Origin of the sequence: Rhizobium terrae, from assembly GCF_003425685.1 — a bacterium.
Classification (GTDB): Bacteria; Pseudomonadota; Alphaproteobacteria; order Rhizobiales; family Rhizobiaceae; genus Neorhizobium; species Neorhizobium terrae.
In genome coordinates this window covers 230055-256378 of record NZ_QJKM01000008.1, presented here as the reverse complement: position 1 = coordinate 256378, position 26324 = coordinate 230055, and the positions used below count along the sequence as shown (strand labels likewise).

Genomic DNA, 26324 nt, shown 5'->3' with positions numbered 1-26324 from the left:
GCCAGAACGAAGGAGCGAGAACATGACCGAACATCTCAAAGAAGCTGGGTATCCGGGCCAGATCGAGATCGGCGGAGACCGGTCGCCGGTGACCTACAAACTGAAGGCCCGCAAGGAAAACGATGGCGCCTACCATGTGGCCGTCAGCCTGACGGCGCCGCGCGACTGGCTGCTGAAACAGGGGTTCCGCAACGAGGCCACGCTGGTGCGCCAGAGCGGCGAGCAGATGCCGGTGCATTTCGAGGAGACGCTCAATGTCGCCGACAACATCTCGGTAACGCTGCATGCCGACGATGCGGTGATCGCCTCCATGGATGAGTTGCGGAAGAAGTTTCCCGAACTGCGCGCCAGCTGACGCGGCCGTTTGCCGTTCTCCCCATACTCTATAATAGAGGTCCCGGCCGATGGATGGCCGGGCTTTTGGTTTCTGGTGGCGGATCGTGGAAATAACGACGGAACATGGCGCGCGTACTTGCGGTTCCTGCACGCTCTGCTGCCGGCTTCCCGAGATCGAGACGCTTGCCAAGCCCCCGGATGTCTTATGCCGGCACTGCACGGGCGAGAGTTGCGCCATCTATGCCGACCGCCCGCAGCTCTGCCGCGATTTCCTCTGTCTGTGGATGACGGACGGCAGCCTTGCGGATCACTGGCAACCGCTGAGGTCGCATATGCTCGTCTACGAACAGGGGCCGCAGCTGACGGTGCTGGCCGATCCTGACCATCCGGGCGCGTGGCGGAAGGAGCCCTTCGCGTCCGACTTGCTTCGCTGGACCGAAGAGGCCGAACGAAACGGCCGCTATGTCGTCCTGTTCTGCGGTGATGACGTGACGAAGATCGGCGCGGCCTGATCAGGCACCGAAATCCTGCAGCCTATGGTGAGACGTGGCGGACTACCGCGCCGGCATGATCTCCGTCGCCGCCTGCCGAATAGTCTGCATGAGGATGGAAAGCGGTGTCGAAGGCGTCGCGTCCGCGCCGATCGTCAGGCCGACCGGCCCGCGCGTCTCCGACGTATCGATCGGCAGCGTCGCCAGGATGCCGTCTTCGATATCCGCCGCGACGACGCCCGCCGAGATGATCCAGATCGCATCGCTCGATCGCACGAAGGCGCGGCCGAAGGCATCGGAAACCGTCTCCACCTGGGTGGGCAGGCCGGCGACGCCGTTCGCGATCAGAAATTGTTCCACCGAGGGGCGGATGATCGAGCCCCGCGTCGGCATCAGTACGGGATAGTCGGGAAAGCCGTCGAAGATCGAGCGGCCGGCTTCGAGCAGGGGATGGCCGGCGCGCACGGCGAAAACCACCTGTTCCGAATAAAGGTGCTCGAAGGACAGGCCGGTCATCTTTTCGGGCGAGGCGAGACGGCCGACGACGAGATCCAGATCTCCGACGCGAAGCTGTTCCATCAAAACGGCATTGTCGCCGGTCACGATCTTCACCCGGCCGCCGGCCTTCTCCGCCAGGAACAGCGTCATGGCGCGTGGCATGATCCGGGTCGAGACGGTAGGCAGCGCGCCGACCCGCACCGGCGGCGCGGAATCGAAGAGTTCCTGCGAGACGGAATCGATCCCCTGCCTGAGCGCCGTCAGCGAGGCGCCGGCATGCCGCAGGAAGACCTCGCCATAGCGGGTGATGCGGATGCCACGGCCTTCGCGCTCGAAGACGGCGACACCCAGCGCCTCCTCCAGTTCGCGGATCGTCTTGGTGACGGCAGGCTGGCTGACATTGAGAATCTCGGCTGCCTTGACGACGCTTTTCTGGCGCGCCACCTCGACAAATGTATGCAGGTGCCGAAACTTGACTCGGGAGTTGATCAAGATCAAATAACCCTGCGGTTAGGGGATTATGCTGAAAATATCATTTTACCTAACCGGAAACTAGTGCAATCTATCAAAGCGAGAGGAGGCGCGGATGCAGTTTGTACACATCAACGGTATTGTGATCCATTATGACATCCAGCGCGCGGCTGACGACAGGCCCGTCATCGTGTTCATCAATTCGCTGGGCACCGACAGCCGCATCTGGCATCACGAATTGCCGAAGCTTTCGGACGACTACACGATCCTCACCTATGACAAGCGCGGCCACGGGCTTTCCGGCCTCGGCAATCCGCCCTATTCGATCGGCGACCATGTCGCCGATCTCGCAGGCCTGCTCGATCATCTGCAGCTTTCCAACGTCGTGATCTGCGGCCTGTCGGTCGGCGGGCTGATCGCCCAGGGGCTGTATGCGTCGCGGCCGGACCTGGTGAAGGCGCTCGTCCTTTCCAATACCGCCCACAAGATCGGCACGGCCGAGATGTGGGCGACGCGCATCAGGGCGGTCGAGGAAAAGGGCATCGGCAGCATTCTCGACGCGATCATGGAACGCTGGTTCACCCGGTCGTTCCGCAAGCCGGAAAACCCCGCCTATCAGGCCTATTGCAACATGCTCGTGCGTCAGCCGACCTTCGGCTACAGCGGCACCTGCGCGGCGATCCGCGACGCCGACTTTACCGAAGAGGCCGGGAAAATCAGCGTGCCGGTGCTCTGTATCGTCGGACGCGACGACGGATCGACGCCGCCGGAGGTCGTCAAGTCGCTCGCCGATCTGATCCCGAGTTCCCGCTACGAGATCATCGAGGGCGCAGCGCACATTCCCTGCGTCGAGGCACCCGCCGCCCATGCCGCGCTGATCCGCGGCTTCATCGAACAACTGGATTGAGGACAGGCATTTGAGCACCGACAGGGCCGAAAACTCCGCGCCATCGGAACGGTTTGCAGAAGGCATGAAGACGCGCCGCTCCGTACTCGGCGATGCCCATGTGGACCGTGCGGAGGCGAACAAGACCCCCTTCGACCAGCCTTTCCAGGAAATGATCACCGAAGGCGCCTGGGGCACGGTCTGGTCGCGACCCAACTGGACCAAGCGCGAGCGCTCGATGGTGACGATCGCGCTGCTGGCCGCACTCGGCCATCACGACGAAGTCGCCATGCACATCCGCGCAACCGCCAACACAGGCGCGACGCAGGATGATATCCGCGAAGCCCTGATGCATGTGGCGATCTATGCCGGTGTTCCGGCCGCCAACCATGCCTTCAAGATCGCCAAAGCTACCTGTGCAGAAATGGACGCGGGCCCAGAAACCCAAAAGCCTGCGGGAGAGCAAAAATGAAAAACATACCGCCTGAAACAAGCCCCTTCTTCCCTCGTGACAGGGAATGGCATCCGCCGGCATTCACGCCGGGTTACAAGACCTCCGTGCTGCGTTCGCCGCAACGTGCGCTGATCTCGCTTGAAGGCACCAAGAGCGAAATCACCGGCCCGGTCTTCGGCCACAACATCCTTGGCGAATTCGACAACGACCTGATCGTCAACTACGCCAAGCCCGGCGAAATGGCGATCGGCGAACGCATCCTCGTCTACGGCCGTGTGCTGGACGAGCGCGGCGTCGGTATTCCGGGCGCGCTGGTTGAGTTCTGGCAGGCCAATGCCGGCGGGCGCTACCGCCATAAGAAGGAAACCTATCTCGCACCGCTCGATCCGAATTTCGGCGGCTGCGGCCGCACGATCACCGACGAGAACGGCGGCTACTTCTTCAAGACCATCAAGCCCGGCCCTTATCCGTGGCCGAACGGCGTCAACGACTGGCGCCCAGCACACATCCACTTCTCGGTCTTCGGCCACGGTTTTGCCCAGCGCCTGATCACCCAGATGTATTTCGAGGGCGATCCGATGATCTGGATTTGTCCCATCGTGAAGACCATTCCGGACGAGAACGCCATCAAGGGGCTGATCGCCGCCCTCGACATGCAGAACACAATTCCGCACGACATGCGTGCCTACAAATTCGACATCATCCTGCGCGGTCGTCGCTCGACCTTCTTCGAGAACCGCAAGGAGGGGAACTGATCCATGGTCCAGCCGCTCACCTATTTCAAGGAATCCGCCTCCCAGACCGCGGGTCCCTACGTGCATATCGGCTGCACGCCGAACTTTTCCGGCATCACCGGCGTCTACGAAACCGACCTCGGCTCCGGCTCGATGGTCAACGACAAGACCCGCGGCGAGCGCATCACCATCCGCGGTTTCGTCTACGACGGCGCGATGACGCCGCTCAAGGACGCTTTGATCGAGATCTGGCAGGCGGATGCCGACGGCTTCTACAACAGCCCATCGGAAACCCGCGGCAAGGCCGATCCGAACTTCCTCGGCTGGGCCCGCCAGCCCGGCGACATGGCGACCGGCGAATTCGTCTTCGAGACGATCAAGCCCGGCCGCGTGCCCTTCCGCGACGGCCGCCTGATGGCGCCGCACGTGACTTTCTGGATCGTTGCCCGCGGCATCAACCTCGGCCTCAACACCCGCATGTACTTCTCCGACGAGGAGGCTGCGAATGCTGAGGACCCGATCCTGTCGCGCATCGAGCACCGGGTTCGCGTTCCGACCCTGATCGGCAAGCGTGAAGGCAATACCGTCACGTTCAACATCTATCTTCAGGGCGAAAACGAGACGATATTCTTCGATATCTGATATCTGAGAAACGGCGTTCGAAAAATGAGGACGGGTAGTTCGTCCGTCCTCATTCCTGTGACGAGCACAGGGAGGAGGGGACAACCTGCATGAGCGTTTCGGCTTTCGAGCATCCGTTCCTGTCCGGTCTCGTCGGTGACGAGGAGACCGGCAGACTGTTTTCGGTCAAGGCCGAGATCGATGCCATGCTCGCCTTCGAGACGGGCCTCGCCAAGGCGGAGGCCGGCTGCGGCATCATACCCCCCGACGCTGCGGAGCGGATTTCCGCAGCCTTGCGGACATTCGTGCCGGACATGCCCGGATTGCGCAAGAGCGCCGGGCGGGACGGCGTCGTCGTCGCCGAACTCGTCAGGCAGCTTCGCGAGGCCGTCGGCGCCCAGCCGGGCGGAGCCGAGGCGGCCAAGCACGTGCATTTCGGCGCGACCAGTCAAGACGTGATCGATACGGCCCTGGTGATCCGCCTGAAACATGCATGCACCCTGTTCATCGAGCGGCTTTCGGCCCTCGAAAAGGCTTTCGAAGAGATCGACCGGCAGTTCGGCCGCCGCGCCCTGATGGGTCACACCCGCATGCAGGCGGCGATCCAGATCTCCGTCTCCGACCGCATCCGCGCCTGGAAGGAGCCGCTGACCCGGCACCGGCAGCGGCTGGATGTCTTCTCCGAAACCGGCTTTGCCGTGCAGTTCGGCGGCGCGGCCGGGACGCTCGAGAAACTGGGGGAAAAGGCGGCCGCGGTGCGCAAGGCGCTTGCCTGGGAGCTTTTCCTCACCGATGCGCCGCAATGGCAGAGCCAGCGCGACCGGCTTGCCGAGTTCGCAAACATCCTCTCGCTGATCTCCGGTTCGCTCGGCAAACTGGGCCAGGACGTGGCGCTGCTCGCCGAAATGGGTGGCGAGATGGAACTTGCCGGCGGCGGCGGTTCGTCCGCCATGGCCCACAAGCAGAATCCGGTGGCGGCCGAAGTGTTGGTGTCGCTCGCCCGCTTCAACGCAGTGCAGCTTTCCGGCATGCAGCATTCCATGGTGCACGAACAGGAACGTTCCGGCGCGGCCTGGACGCTCGAATGGCTGATCATGCCATCCATGGTGATGGCAACGGGCGCGGCACTGCGCCTTGCCGGCGAACTCGCCGGGAACGTGCGGTCGCTCGGCAAGGGTTGAAGCCTGCGGTGTCCACGCCGCATCCCGCTCCCATCGGACTTCACCCGCAACGCCGTGAGCCTGCCAACCATCGGCATCATGCCTCCAGCCATGACCGACGTCATTGCGATCTCGGCCGATGCCGCGGAAATTCGCGATTGCAGGCGCTTGAAATATCGGGCCGGCTGGCGGATGAATGATCGGCCGCACCTTCAGGGAATCACGCCGCCATGCCCGATCTCGCCAGCCTTGCCGCCTTTGCCCTCATCGCGCTCGGCATGGTGCTGACGCCCGGCCCCAACATGATCTACCTGATCTCGCGGTCGATCTCGCAGGGGCCGACGGCCGGGCTGATTTCGCTGGGTGGCGTGGCGCTCGGTTTCGTCTTCTACATGCTCTGCGCCGCCTTCGGCATCACCGCGCTGGTCATGGCGGTGCCCTATGCCTACGACGCGCTGCGGTTCGCCGGTGCGCTCTACCTGCTCTATCTCGCCTGGCAAGCGGTGAAGCCGGGCGGACGTTCGCCCTTCCATGTGGTCCGACTTCCCAAGGACGGCCCGCGAAAGCTGTTCATCATGGGACTGATGACCAATCTCTTGAATCCCAAGGTGGCGGTGCTCTATTTGTCCCTCCTGCCGCAGTTCATACGGCCCGAGCACGGCAGCATACTGATGCAATCGGTGCTGCTCGGCTCCACCCAGATCGCCATCAGCCTCACCGTCAATGCGATGATCGCCGTCATGGCCGGATCGATCGCGAGCTTCCTCGGCAAGCGACCCAGCTGGCTTGCCATACAGCGCTGGATGATGGGCACGGTACTTGCCGGGCTCGCGGTCCGCATGGCGACCGAAGCCCGCCGCTGATCAAAAATCCGGCGCCGGCTTGCTTTCTAGTAGATTCCCCGTTCAATCATGGGGCGAGGGGTGGTTTATTTTCCGCCAGTTTGGCGCGCTCGTTAAACATATTCTCAGCATTTTCCGCGATCGTTAACCACGACGGCCCACGCCAGATCGGCCGGCGCTCATCGATCTTGGAAAGCGGGATTATCAAATGAACATTAAATTCAAGCTCGTTGCCAGTGTGCTGGGCCTCGCGCTCGCGCTTGCCGCAACCACCACTGTTGCGGTCATCGGGATGGAAACCCTTGCGGCCCGGACGCGCAGCATTGTCGAGGATCGGGTCGAGCCGCTGGCACAGATCAAGACGGTCTCCGACATGTATGCCGTCACCATCGTCGATACGGCGCACAAGACGCGCAGCGGCGCATTGACCTGGGAGCAGGGCGCGGAGACCGTGCGCAAGGCCCTCGACACTGCCAACCGGGAATGGGCCGATTACCAGTCGACCTCTCTGACCAACGAGGAAAAGGCGCTCGTCCAGAAATATCTGGCGGCGCTGTCCGATACGACGAAGTCGGTCCAGGAGCTTCTGGCCATCATGGCCAAGCGCGACCAGGGGGCGCTCGACACCTACGTCACCAAAAGGCTTTATCCGTCGATCGATCCGCTCGCCCAGCCCCTCAACGATCTGGTCAAGCTGCAGCTCAACGTCGCCCAAGAGAACTTCCAGGAGGGCCTCGAAGAGAAGGCGACGCTCGGGGTCTGGATGGCCGTTATCGGCATCCTCTCGTTCATCGTGCTCGGTTTTTCGATCTACGTCGTGCTGTCCGGCGTCAGCGGCCCGCTGCAACGCCTGCAGGCCAGCATGCGGCGCCTGGCGGATGGCGAGCTTTCGCTAAGCATTTTCGGCATGGAACGCAAGGACGAGATCGGCGGCATGGCAGCGGCGGTGGAAGTCTTCCGCCAGGCGGCCATGGACAACAAGCGCCTGCAGGACGAGGCCGACGACAACCGCGCCCGCGCGGAAGCAGAGCGCCGCGCCGCGCAGGAACAGGCGGAAACCGATGCCAGGGCGCGGCTGCAGACCGCTACCTCCGGCCTTGCAGACGGCTTGCGGCGCCTTTCCTCGGGCGACCTCTCCTTCCAGATCAACGAGAGCTTCTCACCGGACTTCGAGGTATTGCGCCACGACTTCAATACGTCGGTGCGCCAGCTCGCCAACACGTTGACCTCGATTGCCGGCAGTGCCGAATCGATCGACGGCGGCACGCAGGAAATCAGCAAATCCGCCAATGACCTGTCGCGCCGGTCGGAACAGCAGGCCGCCTCGCTCGAGGAAACCGCCGCCGCCCTCGACCAGATCACCGCGAATGTCAGCTCGGCTTCGAAGAAGGTGGACGAGACGCGCAAGATCGCATCCGAAGCCAACGCCTCGGCCGCACGCTCCGGCGCGGTCGTTGCCAACGCCGTCGAGGCAATGCGGCGGATCGAGGAAAGCTCCAACCAGATCTCCAACATCATCGGCGTCATCGATGAGATCGCCTTCCAGACGAACCTGCTCGCGCTGAATGCCGGCGTGGAGGCTGCCCGCGCCGGCGAGGCCGGCAAGGGTTTCGCGGTCGTGGCGCAGGAGGTGCGGGAACTGGCACAGCGTTCCGCCAACGCCGCAAAGGAGATCAAGACGCTGATCCAGAACTCGACCGTCGAGGTGGAACACGGCGTGAAATACGTCCGGGAAACCGGCGAGTCGCTGAAATCGATCGAAGGTTACATCGTCACGATCAACGGCCATGTGGACGATATCGCCCGTTCGGCGCGCGAACAGTCGACAGGGCTCTCCGAGATCAACTCCGCCGTCAACCAGATGGACCAGGTGACGCAGCAGAACGCCGCCATGGTGGAAGAAACGACCGCCGCCAGCAACGGCCTTGCCGAGGAAGCGGCGAAACTGCGCCAGATGGTCGGGCAGTTCCATCTCAAGGGCGAGACGGTCCGGCGGCCCCGCCAGGCCGCGGCGTAAGGCCGTTCAGGCCGCCTTGGCGGCCTCGACCAGTTCCTTCAGGTGCCCGGCAATCGTCCCGGGCACTTCGAGCGGCGTGAAGTGACGCACGCCTTCCATGATGAAGAGCGAGGCGCCGGGAATGTTTTCCGCCATGTAGCGGGCCATGTCCGGCGGTGTCGCATAATCCTCGGTGCCGACGGCAACGCGGCAGGGAAAATCGAATTTCGACAGCGCGGCGCGGATATCGGCATTGCCGAGCATGGCGCAGGTCGCCGCATAGGCGGGCAGTTCGTTCTTCAGGAACACGCCGATTGCCTTTTCCACCACATCCGGATTGGCCTCGCGGAAACCGTCGCTGAACCAGCGGGTCTTCTGGAAACCGGCCAGCGCACCCATGCCTTCGGCAAGCGCCTTGCCGGCGCGCTCCGCCCAGGCCTTCGGCGCATCCTCGCCATACCAGGCGGTCGTGTCGAAGAGGCCGAGCGCATCGACGCGCCGCGGATATCCGGCGGCGAAGGCGAGCGCCACGCAACCGCCCATCGAGGCGCCGGCGACGACGGAGGACGGCCAGCCGACATGATCCATCAGGTCGGCGACGTCGGCGGCGAAAAGTTCGACGCTGTAGGGGCCAGCCGGTTTGCCGGAAGCGCCGTGGCCGCGGCAATCGTAGATCAGCGCATCGGCAAAGCCTTCCAGCGCGGCGACCGTCGGTTCCCAAAACGTCTTGTCCATGGCGAGCGAATGGATGAGCACGACACGGCCTTCGCCGCTTCCCTTTACCAGCCGATAGGAAATCCGGATGCCGTCACGCATGACGGCAATGCTGTTCAACTGTTCGCTCACTCGGATTCTCCTTGGCTGATTGACGTCATATTGTATGACGATCATATATGGAAATCGAGAGCGGGAGCAACAGCCGATATCGTGGACGTCGCAGGCTTATCCTTCAGGAGGTCCCTCCGTTCCCGTCTCTTCGGCGAGTTGGCGGGCCGTGATGGCCAGCTGGCGGCGCAGCCATCTGTGGGCAGGGAGGTCGGTGTGCACGTCGCTCCAGACGGCGGTCGCCGAAACCTGCATGTTCGGCACGGGCACCGGCGAGAAATAGAACCGGGACGGATCGAAGATCCGCGACATCTTCTCGAAGACCAGCACGATCAGGTCGGACCGCGAGACGATCGCAGGCGCGGCGAGGAACTGATGAACCGTAGTGGCCACGCGTCGCTTGAGGCCTGCCCGCGCTAGGAAACGATCCGCGCGGCTGACCTCGCTGATGCCGGGCTTCACGGAAAGCTGGTCGGCGGACAGGAACTCCTCCAGCGTGATCGGCCGGCCGGCAAGCGGATGGTCTCGCCGCATCATGCAGAGATACTGATCCTCGAAAAGCGTCATATGCTTGAAGCGCCGCGGTAGATCCGGGATGACGCCGACCGCAAGATCGATCTCGCTGCTGTCGAGCAGCGGCGGCAGTTCCTCGTTAGGTCTCGAATGGATTTTCAGGGTGACCCGCGGTGCCGCGCGGGCGATGTGCTCGATCAGCAGGGGCAGGAGGACGACCGAAGCGTGGTCGGAAAAAGCCAGGCTGAAGGTCCAGTCCGGATCGCCCGGCTCGAAGGCGCTCGGCTCGAGCACGTCCTCGATCTGGCGCATGGCCGACTGGATCGGGCCTGCGATCTCCCGCGCCCGGGGCGTGGGGCGCATGCCATCGGCCGTGCGCAGAAAAAGCCGGTCGTTGAGCAGCAGCCGCAGGCGGTTGAGCGCGTTGGAAAGCGCCGGCTGCGACATGCCAAGCCGTTCGGCGGCGCGGCTGACGCTGCCTTCCACCATCATGGCATCGAAGACCACCAGGAGCTTGAGATCGATATTCGCTAAATTCATTGTGGTGATAATACTCTTCGCTTTTTGAATTTGCCAACCGGCAATGTGACAGTCAATGATTGTCGTACAAAAATACAATACTACACAATCGTCCGCGAGAAAAATCGCAGATGGAGGTGCATGTGTATTTGGGTGGCCCTCGATGCGCGGCACTCGTTGCAGGCACCGCTTCCGGTGCTGTCGGTCCCGCAAGAGGGAAAGGCGCTTGAGGCGCCTATGGACGAATGAGCCTCGCAGATCGCGAGGTGGTGGAGGATACATGATTCTGGAACAGGCCATGGCAGCGTTGACGGTCATTTTCGACCCCATGCGCTTCCTGATCATCATGCTGGGTTGCATACTCGGCCTTTTCATCGGGGTCATTCCCGGCATCGGCGGTCTGGCCGGCATGGCGCTGCTTCTGCCGTTCACCTACACGATGGATGCCTATACGGCGCTCGCCTTCCTGATCGGCATGTGGGCTGTAACGCCGACGGCCGACACCATTCCCTCGATCCTGATCGGCGTGCCGGGAGCGGCAGGCTCGGCGGCGACCGTGATGGACGGTTATCCGATGGCCCGGCGTGGCGAGGCCGGCAGGGCGCTCGGCGCCTCCTATACCGCCTCCCTGATCGGTGGCATTTTCGGCGCGCTTCTCCTTGCCATCTCGATCCCGATCCTGCGTCCTTTCATGATGGCCTTCGGCACGCCGGAGCTTCTGGCGCTCTGCATTCTCGGCCTGACGCTGGTGGCGGCCGTCAGCCAGGGCAATATGATGAAAGGGCTGGTCGCCGCCTGTTTCGGCGTCGTCATCGCCTCCGTGGGCGACGAGGCGCAGACCGGTGAACTGCGCTGGACCTTCGATTCCATCTATCTCTGGGAAGGCGTGCCGCTCGAAGCTCTGGTTCTCGGCCTCTTCGCCGTACCGGAGCTGATCGAACTCGGCGCCGCCCGCCAGGCGGTCGCGCTGCACAGGAGCGAAAGCATCGTGCGCGACCAGTTCCGCGGCGTGATGGATGCGATCCGGAACATCCGCCTCGTGTTCCAGAGTTCCTGGCTCGGCGCGATCCTCGGCTCGGTCCCCGGCCTCGGCGGCCCGGCGATCGATTGGATCGCCTACGGTTCGGCGGCGAAATCCGTCAAGGGCGGCACCGAGACCTTCGGCACCGGCGACGTGCGCGGCGTCATCGCCTGCGAGGCCGCTAACAATTCCCGCGAGGGCGGCGCGCTCATCCCGACGCTCGCCTTCGGCATTCCGGCGAGCGCCACTATGGCGATCCTGCTCGGCGCCTTCATGATGCACGGCATCCAGCCAGGCCCGAAACTGCTCACCGAACAGCTCGACATTACCTATACGATCGTCTGGAGCCTGATGATCGCCAACATCATCGGCGTGCTCACCTGCTTCGCCTTCGTGTCGCAGCTCGCCAAGCTCGCGCTGGTGCCGGCGGGCATCCTGGTACCGACGGTGCTCGCCATCGTTTTCATCGGCGCCTATTCGGCCACCCGCGACATCGGCGATATCATCGTTCTTCTGATCTTCTCGGTGATCGGCTGGGGTATGAAGCGCTTCGGCTGGGCGCGCGCGCCCGTCCTGCTCGGCCTTGTGCTCGGCGGCCTGGTCGAACAGTACCTGTTCATCTCCACCAGCCGCTACGGTTCCGCATGGCTGCAGCGTCCGGGCGTCATCCTCATCCTGATGATCCCGGTCCTCTATTTCGCCTACAGCGCGGTAAGGTTCTTCCTGAAGCGTCGTGGTGCGGAACCGGTTCCGGCGGCCGTGGGCGCCGCGGTCAGCCAACCCGCCGCTCCGAAACAGGTCGAGCCGGCAGGCCCGATCTCGCTCGTCGACCGCATCATGCTGCCGGGCGTCTGGCTTCTCGCCGCGCTGCTTTTCATCACTGCGCTTGCAACCTCCACCGAATGGGCGCTCGCCGCAAGGCTGATGCCGCAGACCGTCTCGGCCGTCGGCCTCATCGTGGTGATCTGCTCGGGCATCGGCGTCTATATGAAGAAGCGCGCCGGCGAGACGATCGTCAAGCCGCGAAAGGCGCATGAGGCCGATCCGCTGGAAGCGATGCCCGACCGCGAACTCTACGCGCGCATAGGCATCATGTTTGCCTGGGTGTTCGGGGTCTTCTTCGGCACGCTGCTCATCGGCCTGCTTCCGACGCTGTTCGTCTATATGGTCGCCTACATGCGCTTCGAGGGCAGGCAGCCGTGGTTGCGCACGCTGATCATCGCGGTCGTCATCTGGATCGCGATGTTCATCCTGTTCGACACGCTGCTGGTCATGCCCTGGCCGCAATCCTATCTCGGCGACGCCTTCCCGACATTGCGGACGATGGTCTCGGACATTATCTGAAGCTCAGCCTCCCAAGGCGAAAAGGCCGGAGCGGCGACGCTCCGGCTTTTCTTGAACTGTGTCAGGCCGCGCCGAATACAGCCGCCGCTCCAGGCCGAAACGGGCGTAGACGACCGAAGAGCGATCCTGAACTTGGTTGCAGCTTGGAACTACACGCTGATGATCCGAGCCGGATTTGCGTGCCGGAGTTTTTAGTCTTCGGCGCTTAGATTCCCAGACCACCGGCTATATTTACGGTTTCGCCGTTGATGTAACCCGCATGCGGTCCGGCGAGAAAGCAGATGGTTTCCGCCACTTCTTCGAGGGTAGCGATACGGCGGATCGGATGCATGTCCAGAATGGCGTCGCGGTTCGGAAGCTCGCCGGCAACGTCCGATGCCATATCCGTGGGCATGATGCCCGGCTGGACAACGTTCACGGTGATGTTGCGCGGGCCAAGATCGCGCGCGATGCCTTTGGCATATCCAGCGAGCGCCCACTTCGTTCCGGCATAATCGGCAACACCCGGGAAAGGTACGTAGGAGCCGAGGAGAGAGCCGATGAAGATGATCCGGCCACCGTCGGTGAGTTTGGACGCCGCCGCGCGCGTGTTGGCGATCGTGCCCAGAACATTGACCTGCCACTGACGGTTGTATTTGTCCCCATCGAGCTCCGGATCGTCCACGGTCTGGCCCTGGATCGCGATGCCGGCATTGTTGACGAGGATATCGAGCCTGCCGAACTCGGCAATCACCCTGTCGATCAGCGGCTTGGCGGAAGCAAGGTCGGCCTGATCGCTCTTTACCGCGATTGCGCGAGCACCCTTTGCCCTGATTTTCTCCACGACAGCTTCCGCCTTGCCGGCCGAGACCGCGTAGCTGATGGCAACGTCTGCTCCGTGATCGGCAAGCGCCTCCGCGGTCGCGGCGCCAAGGCCGCGCGAACCGCCGGTCACGAGAGCGACCTTTCCTTTCAATATGTTCGACATGAGAATCCAATCCTTTTGTGATTGGCGCGGCACCTCATCTCATCCGGCAGCGGCACCATTTCCGTAACGAATGTTACAATAACGTTCGTTACGGAATTTGACATTGACGGTCAAGTGTTTTAATAACGTTCGTTATGAAATTGGCCGAGTTGAGCTGATGGGACGCCATCGCGAATTTGACGTGGAGAAAGCGCTCGACGCCGTAATGTGCGTCTTCTGGCGCAAAGGTTACGAAGGCGCGTCCTACGCTGACCTGACCGAGGCGGCCGGCGTCGAGAGACCCGCTCTCTATTCCGCATTCGGCAACAAGGAGGCGCTCTTCCGCAAGGCCCTGGTACGCTATTACGAGCGATACCTGGACTACATCCCCGCGGCGCTGACCCTTCCGACGGCGCGGGAGGCCGCGGCGCACATTCTCGATAATGCAATCGACCTTAACACCCGCTATCCCGACCATAGGGGATGTCTGGTCATCAACGGTGTTTTGGCGGGATCGGATGAGGCGGAGCCTATTCGGCAAATCTTGATCGATGCTCGCGCCGATGCTGAGGTACAGCTTCGCGAACGCTTCGAACGGGCGAAGGCCGAGGGCGACCTGCCGGAGACGACCAAACCTGATGCCCTTGCGGCATTCCTCATGGCCGTCCTTCACGGCATGGCGGTGCAGGCCAAGGCCGGCTTCAGCCGTGAGACACTGGAGGCCGTCGCCGAGCAGGCGCTGTCCACGTGGCCTGCGGGCGGGAGCACGCTATCCCGAGAGTCATCCTGACCCAAAGCCCCGCTCCTTCAAGCGAGACCAGGACAATCGAAATTCCTTCGGAACTCAAGCCAGCTCGACCATCGGGTCGCGGCAATATTCCGGCGGCACGCGAACGTCGATCACCCACGGCTTGCCGGCCTTGACCTTCTCGATGCCGCGGTTCAATGCGCCGGCGAGGTCGGCGATATCGGTGACCGGGCCTTCGCCGTCGATCCCCTGCGCCTTCGCCAGCATCAGCAGGTCAGGAACCGGGTCCTGCAGGCGCTGGCCAACCCAGGCGTTTTCCGGCGGACGACCGCGCTGGATGGCGACCGCCGCCTGATGGTGCTCGTCGTTGAAATATGAATTGTTGTTGGAGATCACGTAGAGCAGGGGAATGCCCTGCGATGCGGCGCTCCAGAGCGCAGTATTGCCCATGGTGAAATCGCCGTCGCCGACGATCGCGATCGGCACGCGCGGGGATTTCATGTCGCGCAGCGCAAGTGCGGCGCCGATGCCGATGCTCGGGCCGGAACCGACGCCGCCGCCGCCGTTATGGCCGAGATAATCGTGCGGATGCTCAAGCTCGTTGGCATTGACCGGCCAGCCGAGCGGGCGCGAGGTGAGGCAGACGTCCATGTCGCGCGTCACCCGGTTGAACACCTTGGCGAGGTCCATGAGGCTGATTTCGCCGGACGTCTTCGAAGGTTCCGCGTCGATACGGCGGCGTTCGTAGGTCTTCGCAGCCGGCAGGCGCGGCGTGAGCGCTTCGAGGAGGCGCGACACGGCCGTTTCCGGCACGGTCGGGATGTTCACGTCCACGGCCGGCAGGCCCTGATAGTCCATGTTCCAGCCGCGATGGATGTTGAAATCGTTCGAGACGCTGATGATCGGCGCGCTCGGGCTTCCGGCCGGGAAGGCCTGGTTGATCGTGCCGGCCGGATCGAGCCAGTCGAGCGACAGGATCGCATCGGCTTCGGTCAGGTGCTTCAGGAGATTCTTCGAGAGCTTCCAGCCGGTCTCGCCGATGAACAGCGGATGGGTGGTTGGGAAGCTGGTGGCGAGCTTCACGTGGGTGAGCACCTTGGCGCCGAGCAGTTCGGCGAGCCTGACGCGCTCGGCCCAGCCTTCCTCGCTGCGCGATGTTCGGCCACAAAGGATGACGGGGCGCTTGGCTGTCGTCAGGATTTCGACGGCCTCTTCGAGATCGCGGCGCGGCGGCTCGGGATCGGCCGGCGCCTTGAAGCGGGAAATATCGTGCAGTGCCGGGACTTTTTCGAGCTCCATCTCCTGCACGGTGACATCGAGGTTCACATAGGTCGGGCCGGAGGGGCGGGCGGTCGAAAGCATCGTGGCACGGCGGATCGATTCCACTGCGGCTTCCGGCGAGGCGGGTTCGTCGTCCCATTTGGTGAAATCGCGTACCAGGCCGCCTTGGTCGATCGTGCAATGGATCCACTCGATCCAAGGGCGGCGTTTGGTCGCGTCGAGCGGACCGGTTGCGCCGATCACGACGACCGGCACGCGGTCGCACCAGGCATCGAAAATGCCCATGGTCGCATGCATCAGGCCGACATTGGAATGAACGGCGGCGGCAAGCGGCCTGTCGGTTATCTTCGCCCACCCTTGAGCGATACCGATCGCGTGTTCCTCGTGCATGCACAGGATAATCTTCGGCTTTTCGTTGCCGAGGTAGTTGACCAGGCTGTCGTGCAGATGACGATAGCTCGCGCCGGGATTGAGGCAGATATAGGGAAAACCCTGCTCCCGGATCGCCGCGGCGATCAGGTCGCTGCCGTATTTCGGCGCACCGGTTTCAACCGGGACGAAACGCTTCGTGCCCTGGTGGTCCATGATCGGACTCCTCGAATTTGGGAGGGGGAAAACAAAACGCCCGAAGGCAAAAGAAAAACCGCGCGACACGGGGGCATCGCGCGGTCCGGTCGATCAGTTGTTGAAGCCGTCGTTGATCGCCTTCTGAAGCGTCACGACCACGTCCGGAGGCGTCGAGATGATCTTCTTGACGATCTCGTCGACTTCCTTGCCGGTCATCGGCGCGATCGGGATTGCGCGGGCCTTGGCGTCGGCGAGAAATGCCTGGTCCTTCATCAGGTTGTCGAAGGCGGCGGAAAGCACTGCGACCCGGTCGGCCGGGGTTTCCGGCGGTGTCATCAGGGCGCGGCCGATATCGCCGCCGGCACCGAAGAACTCGATCGCCTGCTTCTTGGCCGGATCCTTGGTGAGCTCGACGGCGGTCGGCGTGTTCGGCAGGTCGGCGAGGCGCTTTTCGGCGAACTGCACCACTGGAACGACGTCGCCGGCAGCAAGCTGCTGGGCGTAATTGACCGACCAGTTGGCCCAGACGGTGGTGGTGAGGTCGGCTTCGCCGCGGAACACGGCGAGCGCACTGGCGGTCGCGCTGTCATAACCGCAGACCATGTTGAACTTCGAACCGATCAGCGACTTCAGGACGGCGCCGGTTTGGGCGCTGGAAGTGGTGCGGCCGGAGCAACTGACGTTGGCTTCGGTTTTCAGCGAATCCTCGATCGACTTCACAGGCGAATCCTTGCGGGCCATCATGACCGAGGTCACGTCGGCGGCACGGCCGATGAAGCGCATCTTGGAAACGTCCCAGCGGCTCTTCTTCGGATCGAGGACCTGATCCTGCGCCAGCGATTCCGGCAGAAGAGCGACGATCGTGCCGTCCTTGGCGGCCTTGGTATAGAAATGGGCCGCCGCGAGCGAGCCGCCGCCACCCGGCATGCCTTGCACGATCACCGTCGGGTTGCCCGGTATCTGCTTGCCGAAATGCTGGGCGATCAACTGGGCGTAAAGGTCATAGGAGCCGCCCGGCGGGTGGCCGATCAGGATCGTGAGGGTCTTGCCCTTGTAGAAATCGGCAGCGCTCTGGGCCTGGGCCGAGACCGCACCGAAGATGGAGGCACAGGCCGTGGCCGCAACGACGGTCCACATACGGATGGATTTAAGCATCAGGACTCCCTCCCTTGGGCCGGCCCTCCCGGCAACGGTCCCACATTGGTCACATACTATGATGGTACTACTGTATGACAAAGAATTTGCCGGCGCAACAGGAAAGCTTTCCGCCGCTCGCATTCTTGACAGATGCGATGGCTCCGAGCCGCCGCTGCCCGGGGCGTGTTCCACTTGCCTTGCCGATGGCCCGGCTGCTAAGCCCCGGCTTATTTCCGGAGAGACGGACATGACGACCGAAGACGGGCTTTGGAATTTCGCATTGAAGCTCTACGGCGCTCCGGGCGTCGCCGATGCCTGTCTGGTCCTGCAGGACGAAAACGGCGTCGATGTGCCGGTGCTGCTGTTTTCCGCCTGGCTGGCAAAAAATTCCGTTTCGCTTTCGACAGCTGAAATCGCCCGGCTCGATGACCTGGTCAAGGATTGGCGGAACGAAGTCGTGAGGCCGCTCCGCGCCGTGCGCCGCCGGCTGAAGAGCGGCCCCCGACCTGCGCCGACAAAGGAGACGGAAACGCTGCGCAATGGCGTGAAGGGCGCTGAACTCGGCGCGGAAAAGATCGAACTGGCGGTGCTGGAAGCCGAGGGCCAAGCGCTGATCGCGCTTGGCGCCGGGTTCGGTGATGCCGGCGGAAACCTTGCGCGGGCGCTGCGGCATTTCCATGGGAGCGAACCGGATGCGAAAGCTTTCCAGGCGCTTGCGGTGGTCGAAAAGGCTTTCTCCGCGTTCTGAGCCGGCGCCTAATGCTGGCCCGGCGCGTCCGGACCTTCTTTCCAGCGCTTCACCATCGGCAGGTGGATGTCGAAGAGATCGAGCGCCCGGCCGACCGTCTGGGTCACCATGTCGTCGAGCGTCTTCGGCTTCGAATAGAAGGCGGGCACCGGCGGCATGACGATCGCACCGTTGCGGGTCGCCTGATCCATCAAGGCGATATGGCCGGCATGCAGCGGCGTCTCGCGGAAGAGCAGCACGACGCGGCGGCGCTCCTTGAGGCAGACGTCGGCGGCACGCACGATCAACTCGTCATTGTAGCAGTTGGCGATGCCGCTCAGCGTCTTCACCGAACAGGGCGCGACCAGCATGCCCATGGTGCGAAACGAGCCTGAAGAGATCGCTGCGCCGATATCCTTGTAGTTATAGAGCACGTCGGCAAGGCCGCGGATCTGGTCGGCATCCATGTCGATCTCGTCGACCGCCGTTCTGAAGGCCGAGGGCGAGATCACCGCATGGGTCTCGATGTCCTCCACCTCTCTCAGGAGCTGAAGCGCGCGAACGCCGTAGACGACGCCGGACGCTCCGGTGATGGCGATGATGATGCGGCGCATGGCGTTTTCCCGGACGTGACCTATCGCGACGCCCTAACGTCACTTTCCGGCGGGCGCAATGCGGAGACCGCCGAATTGGCCACATGTTTTTCCGCAGCCGCCTTGGCGGCCGCCTTGTCGCGTTTGACGATGGCGGCGACGATCGCCTCGATTTCCGTGATGCTCTGGCTCTGGCGATCCTTGCGCACGACCGAACGGCGACGCAGCGGAGAGGTCAGCAGCGTCAGCTTCTTCAGGAGGTCGAAAGCGATCGGGTTGCGGGCGCCGGTGCAGATGCGGTCGTAGAAATCCCGCTTGGTGGCGACGATCTCCTCGGCATTGCCGCCGAGATAGGCCTTCTTCAGGACTTCGCTCTGCGCCTTCAGCGCCTCGACCTCGTCATCCGGCGCGTTCTCGACGAACTGCTCGACGATCAGAGGCTCGAGCACGCCGCGGATGCGGTAGATGTTTTCCGCATCGGCACGGGTGACGGTGGCGACCGTGAGGCCGCGATTGTTGAGATCGGTCAGGATGCCTTCCGCCTGCAGCTGGCGCAGCGCCTCGCGCAGCGACGTGCGGCTGACATTCAGCTTCTCGCAGAGATCCTTCTCCACAAGGCGCGTCCCCGGCTCCAGTGCCCCTGTCTCGATCGCCCTCCGCAAGGAGTTCATGATCTTGTTCCGCAGGGGCGCTGGCTCGTGAACGAGCGGGTTGAGAGGCTCTGCAAGCGGATTGGCCATATGTCTCCTCGAAGGCGGCAGCGTTCAAACGAATGTGATCAGATGCTTGTCATACAAATAAACAGGCGCTCCGTCACCTCTCCTTGAATCGATATATTCCGATAAACATCTCGAACTCAGGGAGCAGGATTTTCCTTACGTTGCATTTCAAGACAGCGCCAGACCCGTTCGGGTGAGGCGGGCATATCGATGTGCCCGATGCCGAAAGGACGCAAGGCATCCGAGACCGCGCTGATGACCGAAGACAGCGCACCGACCGTGCCGGCCTCGCCCGCACCTTTCACGCCAAGCGGATTCTTTTTGGTCGGGACGGCGAAACCTTCGATCGCTACGTCCGGCATGTCGTGGGCGCGCGGCATGGCGTAATCCATGAAGGTCGCGGACAGAAGCTGGCCGGAAGCGGCGTCATAAACGGCGTTTTCCATCAGCGCCTGGCCGAGCCCCTGCGCCACGCCGCCGGTGATCTGGCCCTTGACGAGCAGCGGATTGACCATGCGGCCGACATCGTCGACGACGGAATAGGCGACGAGTTCCACCTGCCCGGTTTCCGGATCGATCTCCACTTCGCAGATGTGACAGCCGTTCGGGAAGGTCGCGCCGTCGTTGCCGACGAAATTTTCGGCCGAAACGGGCGCCTGTTCGCCGGCGACGACGTCCGCGAAGGAGACGGTACGGTCGGTACCCGCAATCCGATATTCGCCGCTCTCGAACACGATATCCGCCTTGTCCGCCTCCAGCCGCTCGGCGGCGCGGTCCTTCAGCTTTTCGACGATCGTGTCGGCGGCGGTCCAGATCGCCCCGCCGGCGGCGGCCAAGGTGCGGGAACCGAACGTGCCGGTACCCTGCGGCACTTCGCGGGTATCGCCGGTGACGATCTCCATGCCCTGCGTGTCGAGCCCAAGCTTGTCGGCGATGATCTGGCGGAAAACCGTGCCGTGGCCCTGGCCGCTGTCCATCGATCCCACATGGATGCGCACCTTGCCCGCCGGCGAGATTTCCATGCGGGCGAATTCCGGGTTGGGCTTGGCGGCCGGGCCGCCGGCGATCTCGATCGGGTTGGCGATGCCGATGCCGCGCAGCTTGCCGCGTGTTTTGGCCTCGGCGCGGCGGGTCTCGAAACCGGCCCAGTCGGCCAGTTCCAGCGCCTTGTCGAGCACGCCGGGGAAATCGCCGGAATCATAGGTGAAGATGAAACCACTCGACCAGGGCATCTCTTCCTTCGACACGAGGTTGCGACGGCGAAGCTCGGCACGATCGATGCTGGTTTCGTAAGCCGCAAGATCGATCATCCGCTCGATGATATAAGTAGCTTCCGGCCGCCCGGCGCCGCGATAGGGGGCCGTCTGCTGAGTATTGGTGAAGACGCCGTCCACCCTGGCGTAGATATGCGGCGTGCGATAGACGCCCGCGATGCCGCCGAGATTGGCGACCGGCGGGTGCACCGTCGCCGGCCCCAGATAAGCGCCGAGATTGGCGCGGACATGCACGTCGAGCGCCAGAAATCTTCCGTCCGCATCGAGCGCCAGCACCGCATCCGCCCACATGTCGCGGGCATGCGCATCCGACTGGAAGGATTCCAGCCGGTCCGACGTCCAGCGCAGAATGCGGCCCGTCTGTTTCGCGGCGAAGAGAAGCGCCGGATATTCCGGATAACCGGCGTTCTTCATGCCGAAGGAGCCGCCGCAATCCGACGCCACCACATGCACCTTCTCCGCCGAAACACCGAGGACCAGTGCGACGTCGCCGGAAATGCGGTGCGGCGCCTGGGTGCCGAGTTCCAACCTATAGAGGTCGCCTGCCGGATCGTAGGAGGCGATCGCACCGCGGGTTTCGATCGGTGCTGCGACGACGCGGGAAATTCTCAACCGCTGGCGAACGACTGTGTGAGCTTCGGCGATAGTCGCCTCGACGACCGGTTTGTCGCCTTTTTCGAAGGTGAAGCAGCGGTTGTCAGGAAACTCGTCCCAGACGAGCGGCGCATCAGGCGAGACGGCTTCGAGGGGATCGATCACGACCGGCCGTTCCTCGATCTCGACCATAATCGCTTCGGCCACCGCGAGCGCCGCTTCCCTGGTTTCCGCCACGACGACGGCGATCGGGTCGCCGACATAACGCACGGCATCGACCGCCAGCGGATAGAAGACCGGCACGCGCATCTTGCCGCCATCCGGGCCTGGATGGGCGCCGCGCGGCTGGATGGGCTGCAGGCCGGCAGTCTTGAGGTCTGTGCCGGTGACGATGGCGACGACATCGGGCATGGCGGCGGCTGCGCTCGTATCGATCGAGACGATCTTTCCCGATGCCGTCTGGGAGCGGACGAAAACGGCAGCCACCTCGCCCTTGCCGGCAAGGTCGTTCATGTAACGGCCGCGGCCGGTGATCAGCGCGTTATCCTCGAAACGCAATTGCGACTGGCCGATCTTCAGCATCGTTCCTTCCCAAGGTATGCAAAGGTTTTGAATAAGGTATGGATGAAGTTGAAAATGTCAGCGGCGCGGACGGCCTCCAAACCATCCGCGCCGCACTATTTCATCAGCCCCTCTTCTCACCCTTGGGATTTTCGACGTCGCGAGCGGGCGTTTCGGGCTTCATGCCGCCCTTGCGGCGGGCAAGCGTGTTCTCGCCGGTCTGGCGCCAGTCGCCGGCCACGGCGGCGTCGGCGAACTGGGTCCACAGATCGCTCCAGTCGCCCAGCGAATAACCGTGCCATGGCGGCTGGGGGTTAAGGCGGGGAAGCTGCAGGTCTTCCCAGATCTGCCGCGCCCTCACCATGTAGGGTTCGGCGGGAAGCGCCAGCGGCGGCATCGACGCCTTCAGCGTCGCATCGATCAGCATCGTGCCTTCGGCGCTCTTCGAACCGGATTTCGGCCCATGGCCGCCGGAGCGATAAGGCGTGATATGTACGTCGTCGATCATGTTGGCCCGGTAGGCGAGCGACCAGAAGACGGCATCCGCATTGCGGCTGTCGATATCGTCGGACACCGCGATGACGATCTTGCCGCACTGCGCCTGCAGCGTCGCGGCACCCTGGAGGCCACGCCAGATTTCCGATTGCGGCGCCGAACGGTCGAATTCCAGGAAGATCACCTTGCGGATGTTGGTGAGCGGCTCGTGCATCACGACCCGCTTGATGCCCTTGACGTTCAGCACCTTCTTCAGGTGGTTGAGGAAAAGCGGCTCATAGGCGACGCGCTTCAAGACGCTCGATTCGCTCGGCGTGACCTGGGAGACGATCGACACGAGCACCGGCTTCTTCTTACGGGTGATGGCGGTGACCGTCATCGACATGTTGAAATCTTCCAGCGCCACATGGCCGTGGCTTTCGCCGAACGGGCCTTCCGGCTCCAGAAGCACCGGGTCGATCATGCCTTCGATGACGATTTCCGCGTCCGCCGGCACTTCGAGATCGATCGTCTTGCACTTGACGATACGGATCGCCTCGCCGATCAGGCCGCCGGCAACGCCGAGTTCGTCCTGGTCGATCGGCAGTTTCTGCGGGCCGGTGAAGATCACCGCGGGCGCACAGCCGATGACGATGGCGCAGGGCATGGGCTTGCCCATCTTCTGGTATTTCAGCCAGTGCTGGTAGCCGCCGGCGCCCGAAAGCCGGCTCGCCATGCGCACGCCGAGCCGGTCTTCGGCCTTGAGCGCCGCACGATAGGTGCCGAGGTTGCGGATACCATTTTCCGGATTGCGGGTGACGCAGAGTGTGGCGGTGAAATAGGGGGCGCTGTCGAAGCCCGGCGTCGAGATCGGCACCGGCAGCGAGCCGAGACCCTTACCCTGTTGCTTCAGCTCCTCGCCGGTGATGACGACTTCCTGACACGGCGCTTCGGTGACCGTGATCGGATCGATCGGCCGCTCCATGGCATTGACCCAGACATCGCCGATCTCGTCCTCGGACACGCCGAGGCCCGCCGCGTAAATCGCCGGCGAGGCGGCCAGCACGCCGACGGCGACCGGAATGTCGTAGCTCTCGCCCTTGGCGCCCTTCACGTCGGTGAACAGGAAGCCGCGGCGCTGCTCGTCCGGCAGGCCGCCCTGGAACTGCCAGCGGGCCAGCGGATGCAGCTCGCTATCCTTATCGATCGGCACCTGGATCTTGGTGAGGAGGCCGAGGGCTTCCAGCCGCTGCAGGTGCTCCTGCAGGTCGAGCGGCGCCTTGCGCGCGAAAGTCGTCATTTAAGTTTCACTCCCAAACCGCTCCGGCCGCCGCCCGAAGAGGGCAGGTCAGCCGGCGTCTTTTCTAACTGAAGGCATCGAGCCGGAAGAGGCAACCGCCCCTCACGGATGGGCGATCTTTTCGATTGCATTATATCGCCATATTGTCATACATTAATACGAAGAGCAACAACATCTCTCGGCACTCGCCAAGAGTTCCGGGGTCAGGCGGCGACCGGGAGAAACCGCCGTAATTTCAAGTAGAAGAGGTGTCATGAACAGCCCGCTCAAGACCGCTGCGCCGGAGGAGATCATCCATCCCCTGAAGCGCCTGAAGTCCGACTCGCCAGAGCTTTCGCCGGAAATGAAGCTGGTTCAGGAGGCTCTGTTCAAGCATGTGGGCAAGCCCATTCCGCGCAAGGAAGACGGCCGTCTGATCACCGGCAAGGGCCGCTTCTCCGACGACTTCTCGCTGCCCGGCCAGACCTATGCGGCGATCGTGCGCTCTCCCTATCCGCATGCGCGCATCAACGGCATCGACAAGACGCAAGCGCTGGCGAGCGAAGGCGTGCTTCTTGTACTGACCGGCGAGGACATCCTTGCCGACGACATCAAGCCGGTGCCGCACAATCCGGTTCCGTCCACTAATTTCGACATGAAATTGCGTGCCAGGGACGGCAGCCATGCCTTCACCGGCCCGCATTACCTGCTTCCCTCCGACAAGGCCCGGCATGTGGGCGAGGCGGTGGCGATCGTCGTCGCCGAGACTGCGGCACAGGCGGCGGACGGCGCCGAAAAAGTGATGGTCGACTGGGAAGAGCTTCCCTGGGTGACCGACACCGCCAAGGCCGCCGAACCGGGCGCCCCGACCATCTGGGACGAGGTTCCGGACAATGTCTTCATCGACACGACCTTCGGGGATGTCGAAGGCACGAACAAGGCCTTCGAGGCGGCCGATCATGTGGTGAAGGGCGAGTTCCATATCCACCGCGTCACCGGCGTCACCATGGAACCGCGCTCCTCGCTGGGTTCCTACGATCCGGAAACGAAGCGCTATACGCTTTATGCCGGCAGCGGCGGAGCGGTGCGCCAGAAGAACGAGCTTTCCAAGGTGCTCGGCATCGAGCCGAAGGATTTGCGCGTGCTTTCCTTCGACGTCGGCGGCAATTTCGGCACCCGCAACCGTGTCTATGTGGAATTCGGCCTGGTTCTCTGGGCATCGCGCAAGATCGGCCGGCCGGTTAAGTTCACCGCCACCCGCTCCGAATCCTTCCTCACCGACTATCAAGGTCGCGACCTTGTGGTGAAGGCCGAGCTTGCGCTCAGCAAGGACGGCAAATTCCTGGCGCTGCGGTCCGACAATCTCTCGAATGTCGGCGGCCGCGCCGTGTCGCTCTCGCCGCTCAGCAAGGGCTCGGGCCTAATCACCGGCTCCTACGACATTCCCTTCGCGACGCTGCGCGCCCGTGCCGTCTTCTCCAACACCATGTGCACCCAGGCCTATCGCAGTTCCGGACGTCCGGAAGTGACCTATGTGATCGAGCGCATGTGCGAGCTTGCCGCCGACCAGCTCGGTTTCGACAAGCTGGAACTGCGCCGCCTGAACCTCGTTCCCCCGTCCTCCATGCCTTATACGAATGCGGTCGGCTCGGTTTATGACAGCGGCGAATACGAAAAGAACATGGACCGCGCGCTTGAACTCTCCGATTGGGCGACATTCGACGCCCGCAGGAAGGAAGCCGCAACGCGCGGCAAACTGCTCGGCCGCGGTTTCGCCAACTATGTCGAGTCCTCGATCGGCACGCCGAAGGAGCGCGCCGAGATCGAGATCAAGGACGACGGCAATATCGAGGTGATCATCGGTACCCAGCCGAGCGGCCAGGGCCATGAGACGAGTTTCGCCCAGGTCGTCGCAGACATGATCCAGGTGCCGGTCGAGAAGGTGTGGATCGTGCTCGGTGATACCGACATCGTCAGCGTCGGCGGCGGTTCGCATTCCGGCCGTTCGATGCGCCACGCGGGCACGGTGATGGCCATGGCCTCCGCCGATCTTTTGGCCGAAGGCCGCAAGCGCGCCGCAGAAATCTTCGGCTCGACGCCCGACCGGATCGATTTCGAGGGCGGTGTCTTCAAGCTAAGAAATTCCAACCAGACCATCGACATTTTCGAACTCGGCCGCCGCACACGGGCAGGCCACGGACCTCTGCGCGTCGTCAAGGACAACGAGATGCACACGCCGGTCTTCCCGAACGGTGCGGCCGTCTGCGAAGTGGAAATCGACCGCGACACCGGCCATGTGCAGATCGTCCGCTACACGACGATCGATGATGTCGGCCGCTGCATCAACCCGCTGATCGTCCACGGCCAGACCCATGGCGGCATCGCCCAAGGCGTCGGCCAGGCCATGTGGGAACTCTGTGCCATCGATCCGGTGAGCGGCCAGCCGCTGGCGGGCTCGCTGATGGACTACGGCATGCCGCGCTCCGACACCATGCCGAGCTTCCAATGCGAGATCGCCGAGGTGTTCTCTCCCACCAACCCGCTCGGCATCAAGGCCGGCGGCGAGGGCGGTACGACACCGGCGCTCGCGACGGTCGTCAATGCGGTTGTCGACGCGCTTTCGGAATTCGGCGTCAAGGACATCCAGATGCCGGTCACGCCGGCCAATGTCTGGCGCGCCATGAACAGCGGGCGCAAGGCGTCCTGAGGAGAA

General features: G+C 63.2%; 23 protein-coding genes. 13 read left to right on the top strand and 10 right to left on the bottom strand.

The window, feature by feature from the left end:
• Positions 1–22 precede the first annotated feature (22 nt).
• Together DMO26_RS17045 and DMO26_RS17040 are read left to right on the top strand one after the other, a co-directional pair.
• On the top strand, positions 23–355 hold the full coding sequence (locus tag DMO26_RS17045) for a hypothetical protein (protein ID WP_117193339.1): 333 nt from the start codon (positions 23–25) through the stop codon (positions 353–355).
• A gap of 85 nt (positions 356–440) precedes the next feature.
• Positions 441–848: a hypothetical protein gene (locus DMO26_RS17040; protein WP_226951323.1), complete on the top strand. Its 408-nt coding sequence runs from the start codon at positions 441–443 to the stop codon at positions 846–848.
• Between the two features lie 42 nt (positions 849–890).
• On the opposite strand, the gene pcaQ is transcribed toward DMO26_RS17040, so the two are convergent.
• The gene (pcaQ, locus tag DMO26_RS17035) at positions 891–1817 is read right to left on the bottom strand and encodes a pca operon transcription factor PcaQ (RefSeq protein WP_117193427.1); all 927 of its coding nucleotides are present in this window, start codon (positions 1815–1817) and stop codon (positions 891–893) included.
• A 94-nt stretch (positions 1818–1911) separates the two neighbouring features.
• Here pcaQ and pcaD point away from each other — a divergent pair, with 94 nt between their 5' ends.
• From pcaD to DMO26_RS17000, 7 genes are all read left to right on the top strand, one after another.
• Positions 1912–2703 carry a 3-oxoadipate enol-lactonase gene (gene pcaD / locus DMO26_RS17030; RefSeq protein ID WP_117193338.1) on the top strand — a complete coding sequence of 264 codons (792 nt, stop codon included), beginning with the start codon at positions 1912–1914 and terminating at the stop codon, positions 2701–2703.
• 10 nt (positions 2704–2713) lie between these two features.
• Positions 2714–3154, top strand: a complete 441-nt coding sequence (pcaC, locus tag DMO26_RS17025; protein WP_226951322.1) for a 4-carboxymuconolactone decarboxylase — start codon at positions 2714–2716, stop codon at positions 3152–3154.
• Positions 3151–3891: a protocatechuate 3,4-dioxygenase subunit beta gene (gene pcaH / locus DMO26_RS17020; protein WP_117193337.1), complete on the top strand. Its 741-nt coding sequence runs from the start codon at positions 3151–3153 to the stop codon at positions 3889–3891. Before pcaC ends, pcaH begins: the two co-directional genes overlap by 4 nt.
• Before the next feature lie 3 nt (positions 3892–3894).
• Positions 3895–4512, top strand: coding sequence for a protocatechuate 3,4-dioxygenase subunit alpha (gene pcaG / locus DMO26_RS17015; protein WP_117193336.1), 618 nt, complete (start codon positions 3895–3897; stop codon positions 4510–4512).
• An 89-nt stretch (positions 4513–4601) separates the two neighbouring features.
• The gene (locus DMO26_RS17010) at positions 4602–5672 is read left to right on the top strand and encodes a 3-carboxy-cis,cis-muconate cycloisomerase (protein WP_117193335.1); all 1071 of its coding nucleotides are present in this window, start codon (positions 4602–4604) and stop codon (positions 5670–5672) included.
• 209 nt (positions 5673–5881) lie between these two features.
• A complete protein-coding gene (locus DMO26_RS17005; protein WP_117193334.1) occupies positions 5882–6514 on the top strand; it encodes a LysE family translocator in 633 nt (210 codons plus the stop codon).
• Between the two features lie 187 nt (positions 6515–6701).
• On the top strand, positions 6702–8510 hold the full coding sequence (locus DMO26_RS17000) for a methyl-accepting chemotaxis protein (RefSeq protein WP_117193333.1): 1809 nt from the start codon (positions 6702–6704) through the stop codon (positions 8508–8510).
• A gap of 6 nt (positions 8511–8516) precedes the next feature.
• Here the strand turns inward: DMO26_RS17000 and DMO26_RS16995 are convergent, their stop codons facing one another.
• Both DMO26_RS16995 and DMO26_RS16990 read right to left on the bottom strand, forming a co-directional pair.
• Positions 8517–9335, bottom strand: a complete 819-nt coding sequence (locus DMO26_RS16995; protein WP_117193332.1) for an alpha/beta fold hydrolase — start codon at positions 9333–9335, stop codon at positions 8517–8519.
• A 96-nt stretch (positions 9336–9431) separates the two neighbouring features.
• Entirely contained in the window at positions 9432–10367 is a 936-nt protein-coding gene (locus DMO26_RS16990) for a LysR family transcriptional regulator (protein WP_117193331.1), read from the bottom strand.
• Positions 10368–10626: 259 nt separating this feature from the next.
• Between DMO26_RS16990 and DMO26_RS16985 the strand changes: the two genes are divergently transcribed.
• Entirely contained in the window at positions 10627–12711 is a 2085-nt protein-coding gene (locus tag DMO26_RS16985; RefSeq protein WP_117193330.1) for a tripartite tricarboxylate transporter permease, read from the top strand.
• A 205-nt stretch (positions 12712–12916) separates the two neighbouring features.
• Here the strand turns inward: DMO26_RS16985 and DMO26_RS16980 are convergent, their stop codons facing one another.
• Positions 12917–13678: an SDR family NAD(P)-dependent oxidoreductase gene (locus DMO26_RS16980; RefSeq protein ID WP_117193329.1), complete on the bottom strand. Its 762-nt coding sequence runs from the start codon at positions 13676–13678 to the stop codon at positions 12917–12919.
• A 157-nt stretch (positions 13679–13835) separates the two neighbouring features.
• Here DMO26_RS16980 and DMO26_RS16975 point away from each other — a divergent pair, with 157 nt between their 5' ends.
• Positions 13836–14447 carry a TetR/AcrR family transcriptional regulator gene (locus DMO26_RS16975; protein WP_117193328.1) on the top strand — a complete coding sequence of 204 codons (612 nt, stop codon included), beginning with the start codon at positions 13836–13838 and terminating at the stop codon, positions 14445–14447.
• Positions 14448–14501: 54 nt separating this feature from the next.
• Here DMO26_RS16975 and DMO26_RS16970 read toward each other — a convergent pair whose 3' ends face one another.
• Together DMO26_RS16970 and DMO26_RS16965 are read right to left on the bottom strand one after the other, a co-directional pair.
• Positions 14502–16271, bottom strand: coding sequence for a thiamine pyrophosphate-binding protein (locus DMO26_RS16970; protein ID WP_117193327.1), 1770 nt, complete (start codon positions 16269–16271; stop codon positions 14502–14504).
• A 93-nt stretch (positions 16272–16364) separates the two neighbouring features.
• Positions 16365–17408 (bottom strand): Bug family tripartite tricarboxylate transporter substrate binding protein, encoded by a 1044-nt coding sequence (locus tag DMO26_RS16965; protein WP_226951321.1) that lies wholly within the window; start codon positions 17406–17408, stop codon positions 16365–16367.
• Between the two features lie 229 nt (positions 17409–17637).
• Here DMO26_RS16965 and DMO26_RS16960 point away from each other — a divergent pair, with 229 nt between their 5' ends.
• On the top strand, positions 17638–18138 hold the full coding sequence (locus DMO26_RS16960) for a TIGR02444 family protein (protein WP_117193326.1): 501 nt from the start codon (positions 17638–17640) through the stop codon (positions 18136–18138).
• 8 nt (positions 18139–18146) lie between these two features.
• Here DMO26_RS16960 and DMO26_RS16955 read toward each other — a convergent pair whose 3' ends face one another.
• The 4 genes from DMO26_RS16955 to DMO26_RS16940 form a co-directional block, all read right to left on the bottom strand.
• Complete coding sequence (locus DMO26_RS16955) at positions 18147–18731, bottom strand: UbiX family flavin prenyltransferase (RefSeq protein WP_117193325.1); 585 nt, start codon at positions 18729–18731, stop codon at positions 18147–18149.
• Between the two features lie 20 nt (positions 18732–18751).
• The gene (locus tag DMO26_RS16950; RefSeq protein WP_117193324.1) at positions 18752–19450 is read right to left on the bottom strand and encodes a GntR family transcriptional regulator; all 699 of its coding nucleotides are present in this window, start codon (positions 19448–19450) and stop codon (positions 18752–18754) included.
• A gap of 116 nt (positions 19451–19566) precedes the next feature.
• On the bottom strand, positions 19567–21879 hold the full coding sequence (locus DMO26_RS16945; protein ID WP_226951320.1) for a xanthine dehydrogenase family protein molybdopterin-binding subunit: 2313 nt from the start codon (positions 21877–21879) through the stop codon (positions 19567–19569).
• Positions 21880–21982: 103 nt separating this feature from the next.
• Positions 21983–23632: a UbiD family decarboxylase gene (locus tag DMO26_RS16940; RefSeq protein WP_117193323.1), complete on the bottom strand. Its 1650-nt coding sequence runs from the start codon at positions 23630–23632 to the stop codon at positions 21983–21985.
• Between the two features lie 253 nt (positions 23633–23885).
• Between DMO26_RS16940 and DMO26_RS16935 the strand changes: the two genes are divergently transcribed.
• The gene (locus DMO26_RS16935) at positions 23886–26318 is read left to right on the top strand and encodes a xanthine dehydrogenase family protein molybdopterin-binding subunit (protein ID WP_117193322.1); all 2433 of its coding nucleotides are present in this window, start codon (positions 23886–23888) and stop codon (positions 26316–26318) included.
• The last annotated feature ends 6 nt before the right edge of the window (positions 26319–26324 follow it).

Excerpts from the sequence above, each read along its gene's own strand:
- DMO26_RS17045 (WP_117193339.1), top strand. The coding sequence starts at position 23 with ATGACCGAACATCTCAAAGAAGCTGGGTATCCGGGCCAGATCGAGATC.
- pcaD (WP_117193338.1), top strand. The coding sequence starts at position 1,912 with ATGCAGTTTGTACACATCAACGGTATTGTGATCCATTATGACATCCAG.
- pcaH (WP_117193337.1), top strand. The coding sequence starts at position 3,151 with ATGAAAAACATACCGCCTGAAACAAGCCCCTTCTTCCCTCGTGACAGG.
- pcaG (WP_117193336.1), top strand. The coding sequence starts at position 3,895 with ATGGTCCAGCCGCTCACCTATTTCAAGGAATCCGCCTCCCAGACCGCG.
- DMO26_RS17010 (WP_117193335.1), top strand. The coding sequence starts at position 4,602 with ATGAGCGTTTCGGCTTTCGAGCATCCGTTCCTGTCCGGTCTCGTCGGT.
- DMO26_RS17005 (WP_117193334.1), top strand. The coding sequence starts at position 5,882 with ATGCCCGATCTCGCCAGCCTTGCCGCCTTTGCCCTCATCGCGCTCGGC.
- DMO26_RS17000 (WP_117193333.1), top strand. The coding sequence starts at position 6,702 with ATGAACATTAAATTCAAGCTCGTTGCCAGTGTGCTGGGCCTCGCGCTC.
- DMO26_RS16990 (WP_117193331.1), bottom strand. The coding sequence starts at position 10,367 with ATGAATTTAGCGAATATCGATCTCAAGCTCCTGGTGGTCTTCGATGCC.
- DMO26_RS16985 (WP_117193330.1), top strand. The coding sequence starts at position 10,627 with ATGATTCTGGAACAGGCCATGGCAGCGTTGACGGTCATTTTCGACCCC.
- DMO26_RS16980 (WP_117193329.1), bottom strand. The coding sequence starts at position 13,678 with ATGTCGAACATATTGAAAGGAAAGGTCGCTCTCGTGACCGGCGGTTCG.
- DMO26_RS16975 (WP_117193328.1), top strand. The coding sequence starts at position 13,836 with ATGGGACGCCATCGCGAATTTGACGTGGAGAAAGCGCTCGACGCCGTA.
- DMO26_RS16970 (WP_117193327.1), bottom strand. The coding sequence starts at position 16,271 with ATGGACCACCAGGGCACGAAGCGTTTCGTCCCGGTTGAAACCGGTGCG.
- DMO26_RS16965 (WP_226951321.1), bottom strand. The coding sequence starts at position 17,408 with ATGCTTAAATCCATCCGTATGTGGACCGTCGTTGCGGCCACGGCCTGT.
- DMO26_RS16960 (WP_117193326.1), top strand. The coding sequence starts at position 17,638 with ATGACGACCGAAGACGGGCTTTGGAATTTCGCATTGAAGCTCTACGGC.
- DMO26_RS16955 (WP_117193325.1), bottom strand. The coding sequence starts at position 18,731 with ATGCGCCGCATCATCATCGCCATCACCGGAGCGTCCGGCGTCGTCTAC.
- DMO26_RS16950 (WP_117193324.1), bottom strand. The coding sequence starts at position 19,450 with ATGGCCAATCCGCTTGCAGAGCCTCTCAACCCGCTCGTTCACGAGCCA.
- DMO26_RS16945 (WP_226951320.1), bottom strand. The coding sequence starts at position 21,879 with ATGCTGAAGATCGGCCAGTCGCAATTGCGTTTCGAGGATAACGCGCTG.
- DMO26_RS16940 (WP_117193323.1), bottom strand. The coding sequence starts at position 23,632 with ATGACGACTTTCGCGCGCAAGGCGCCGCTCGACCTGCAGGAGCACCTG.
- DMO26_RS16935 (WP_117193322.1), top strand. The coding sequence starts at position 23,886 with ATGAACAGCCCGCTCAAGACCGCTGCGCCGGAGGAGATCATCCATCCC.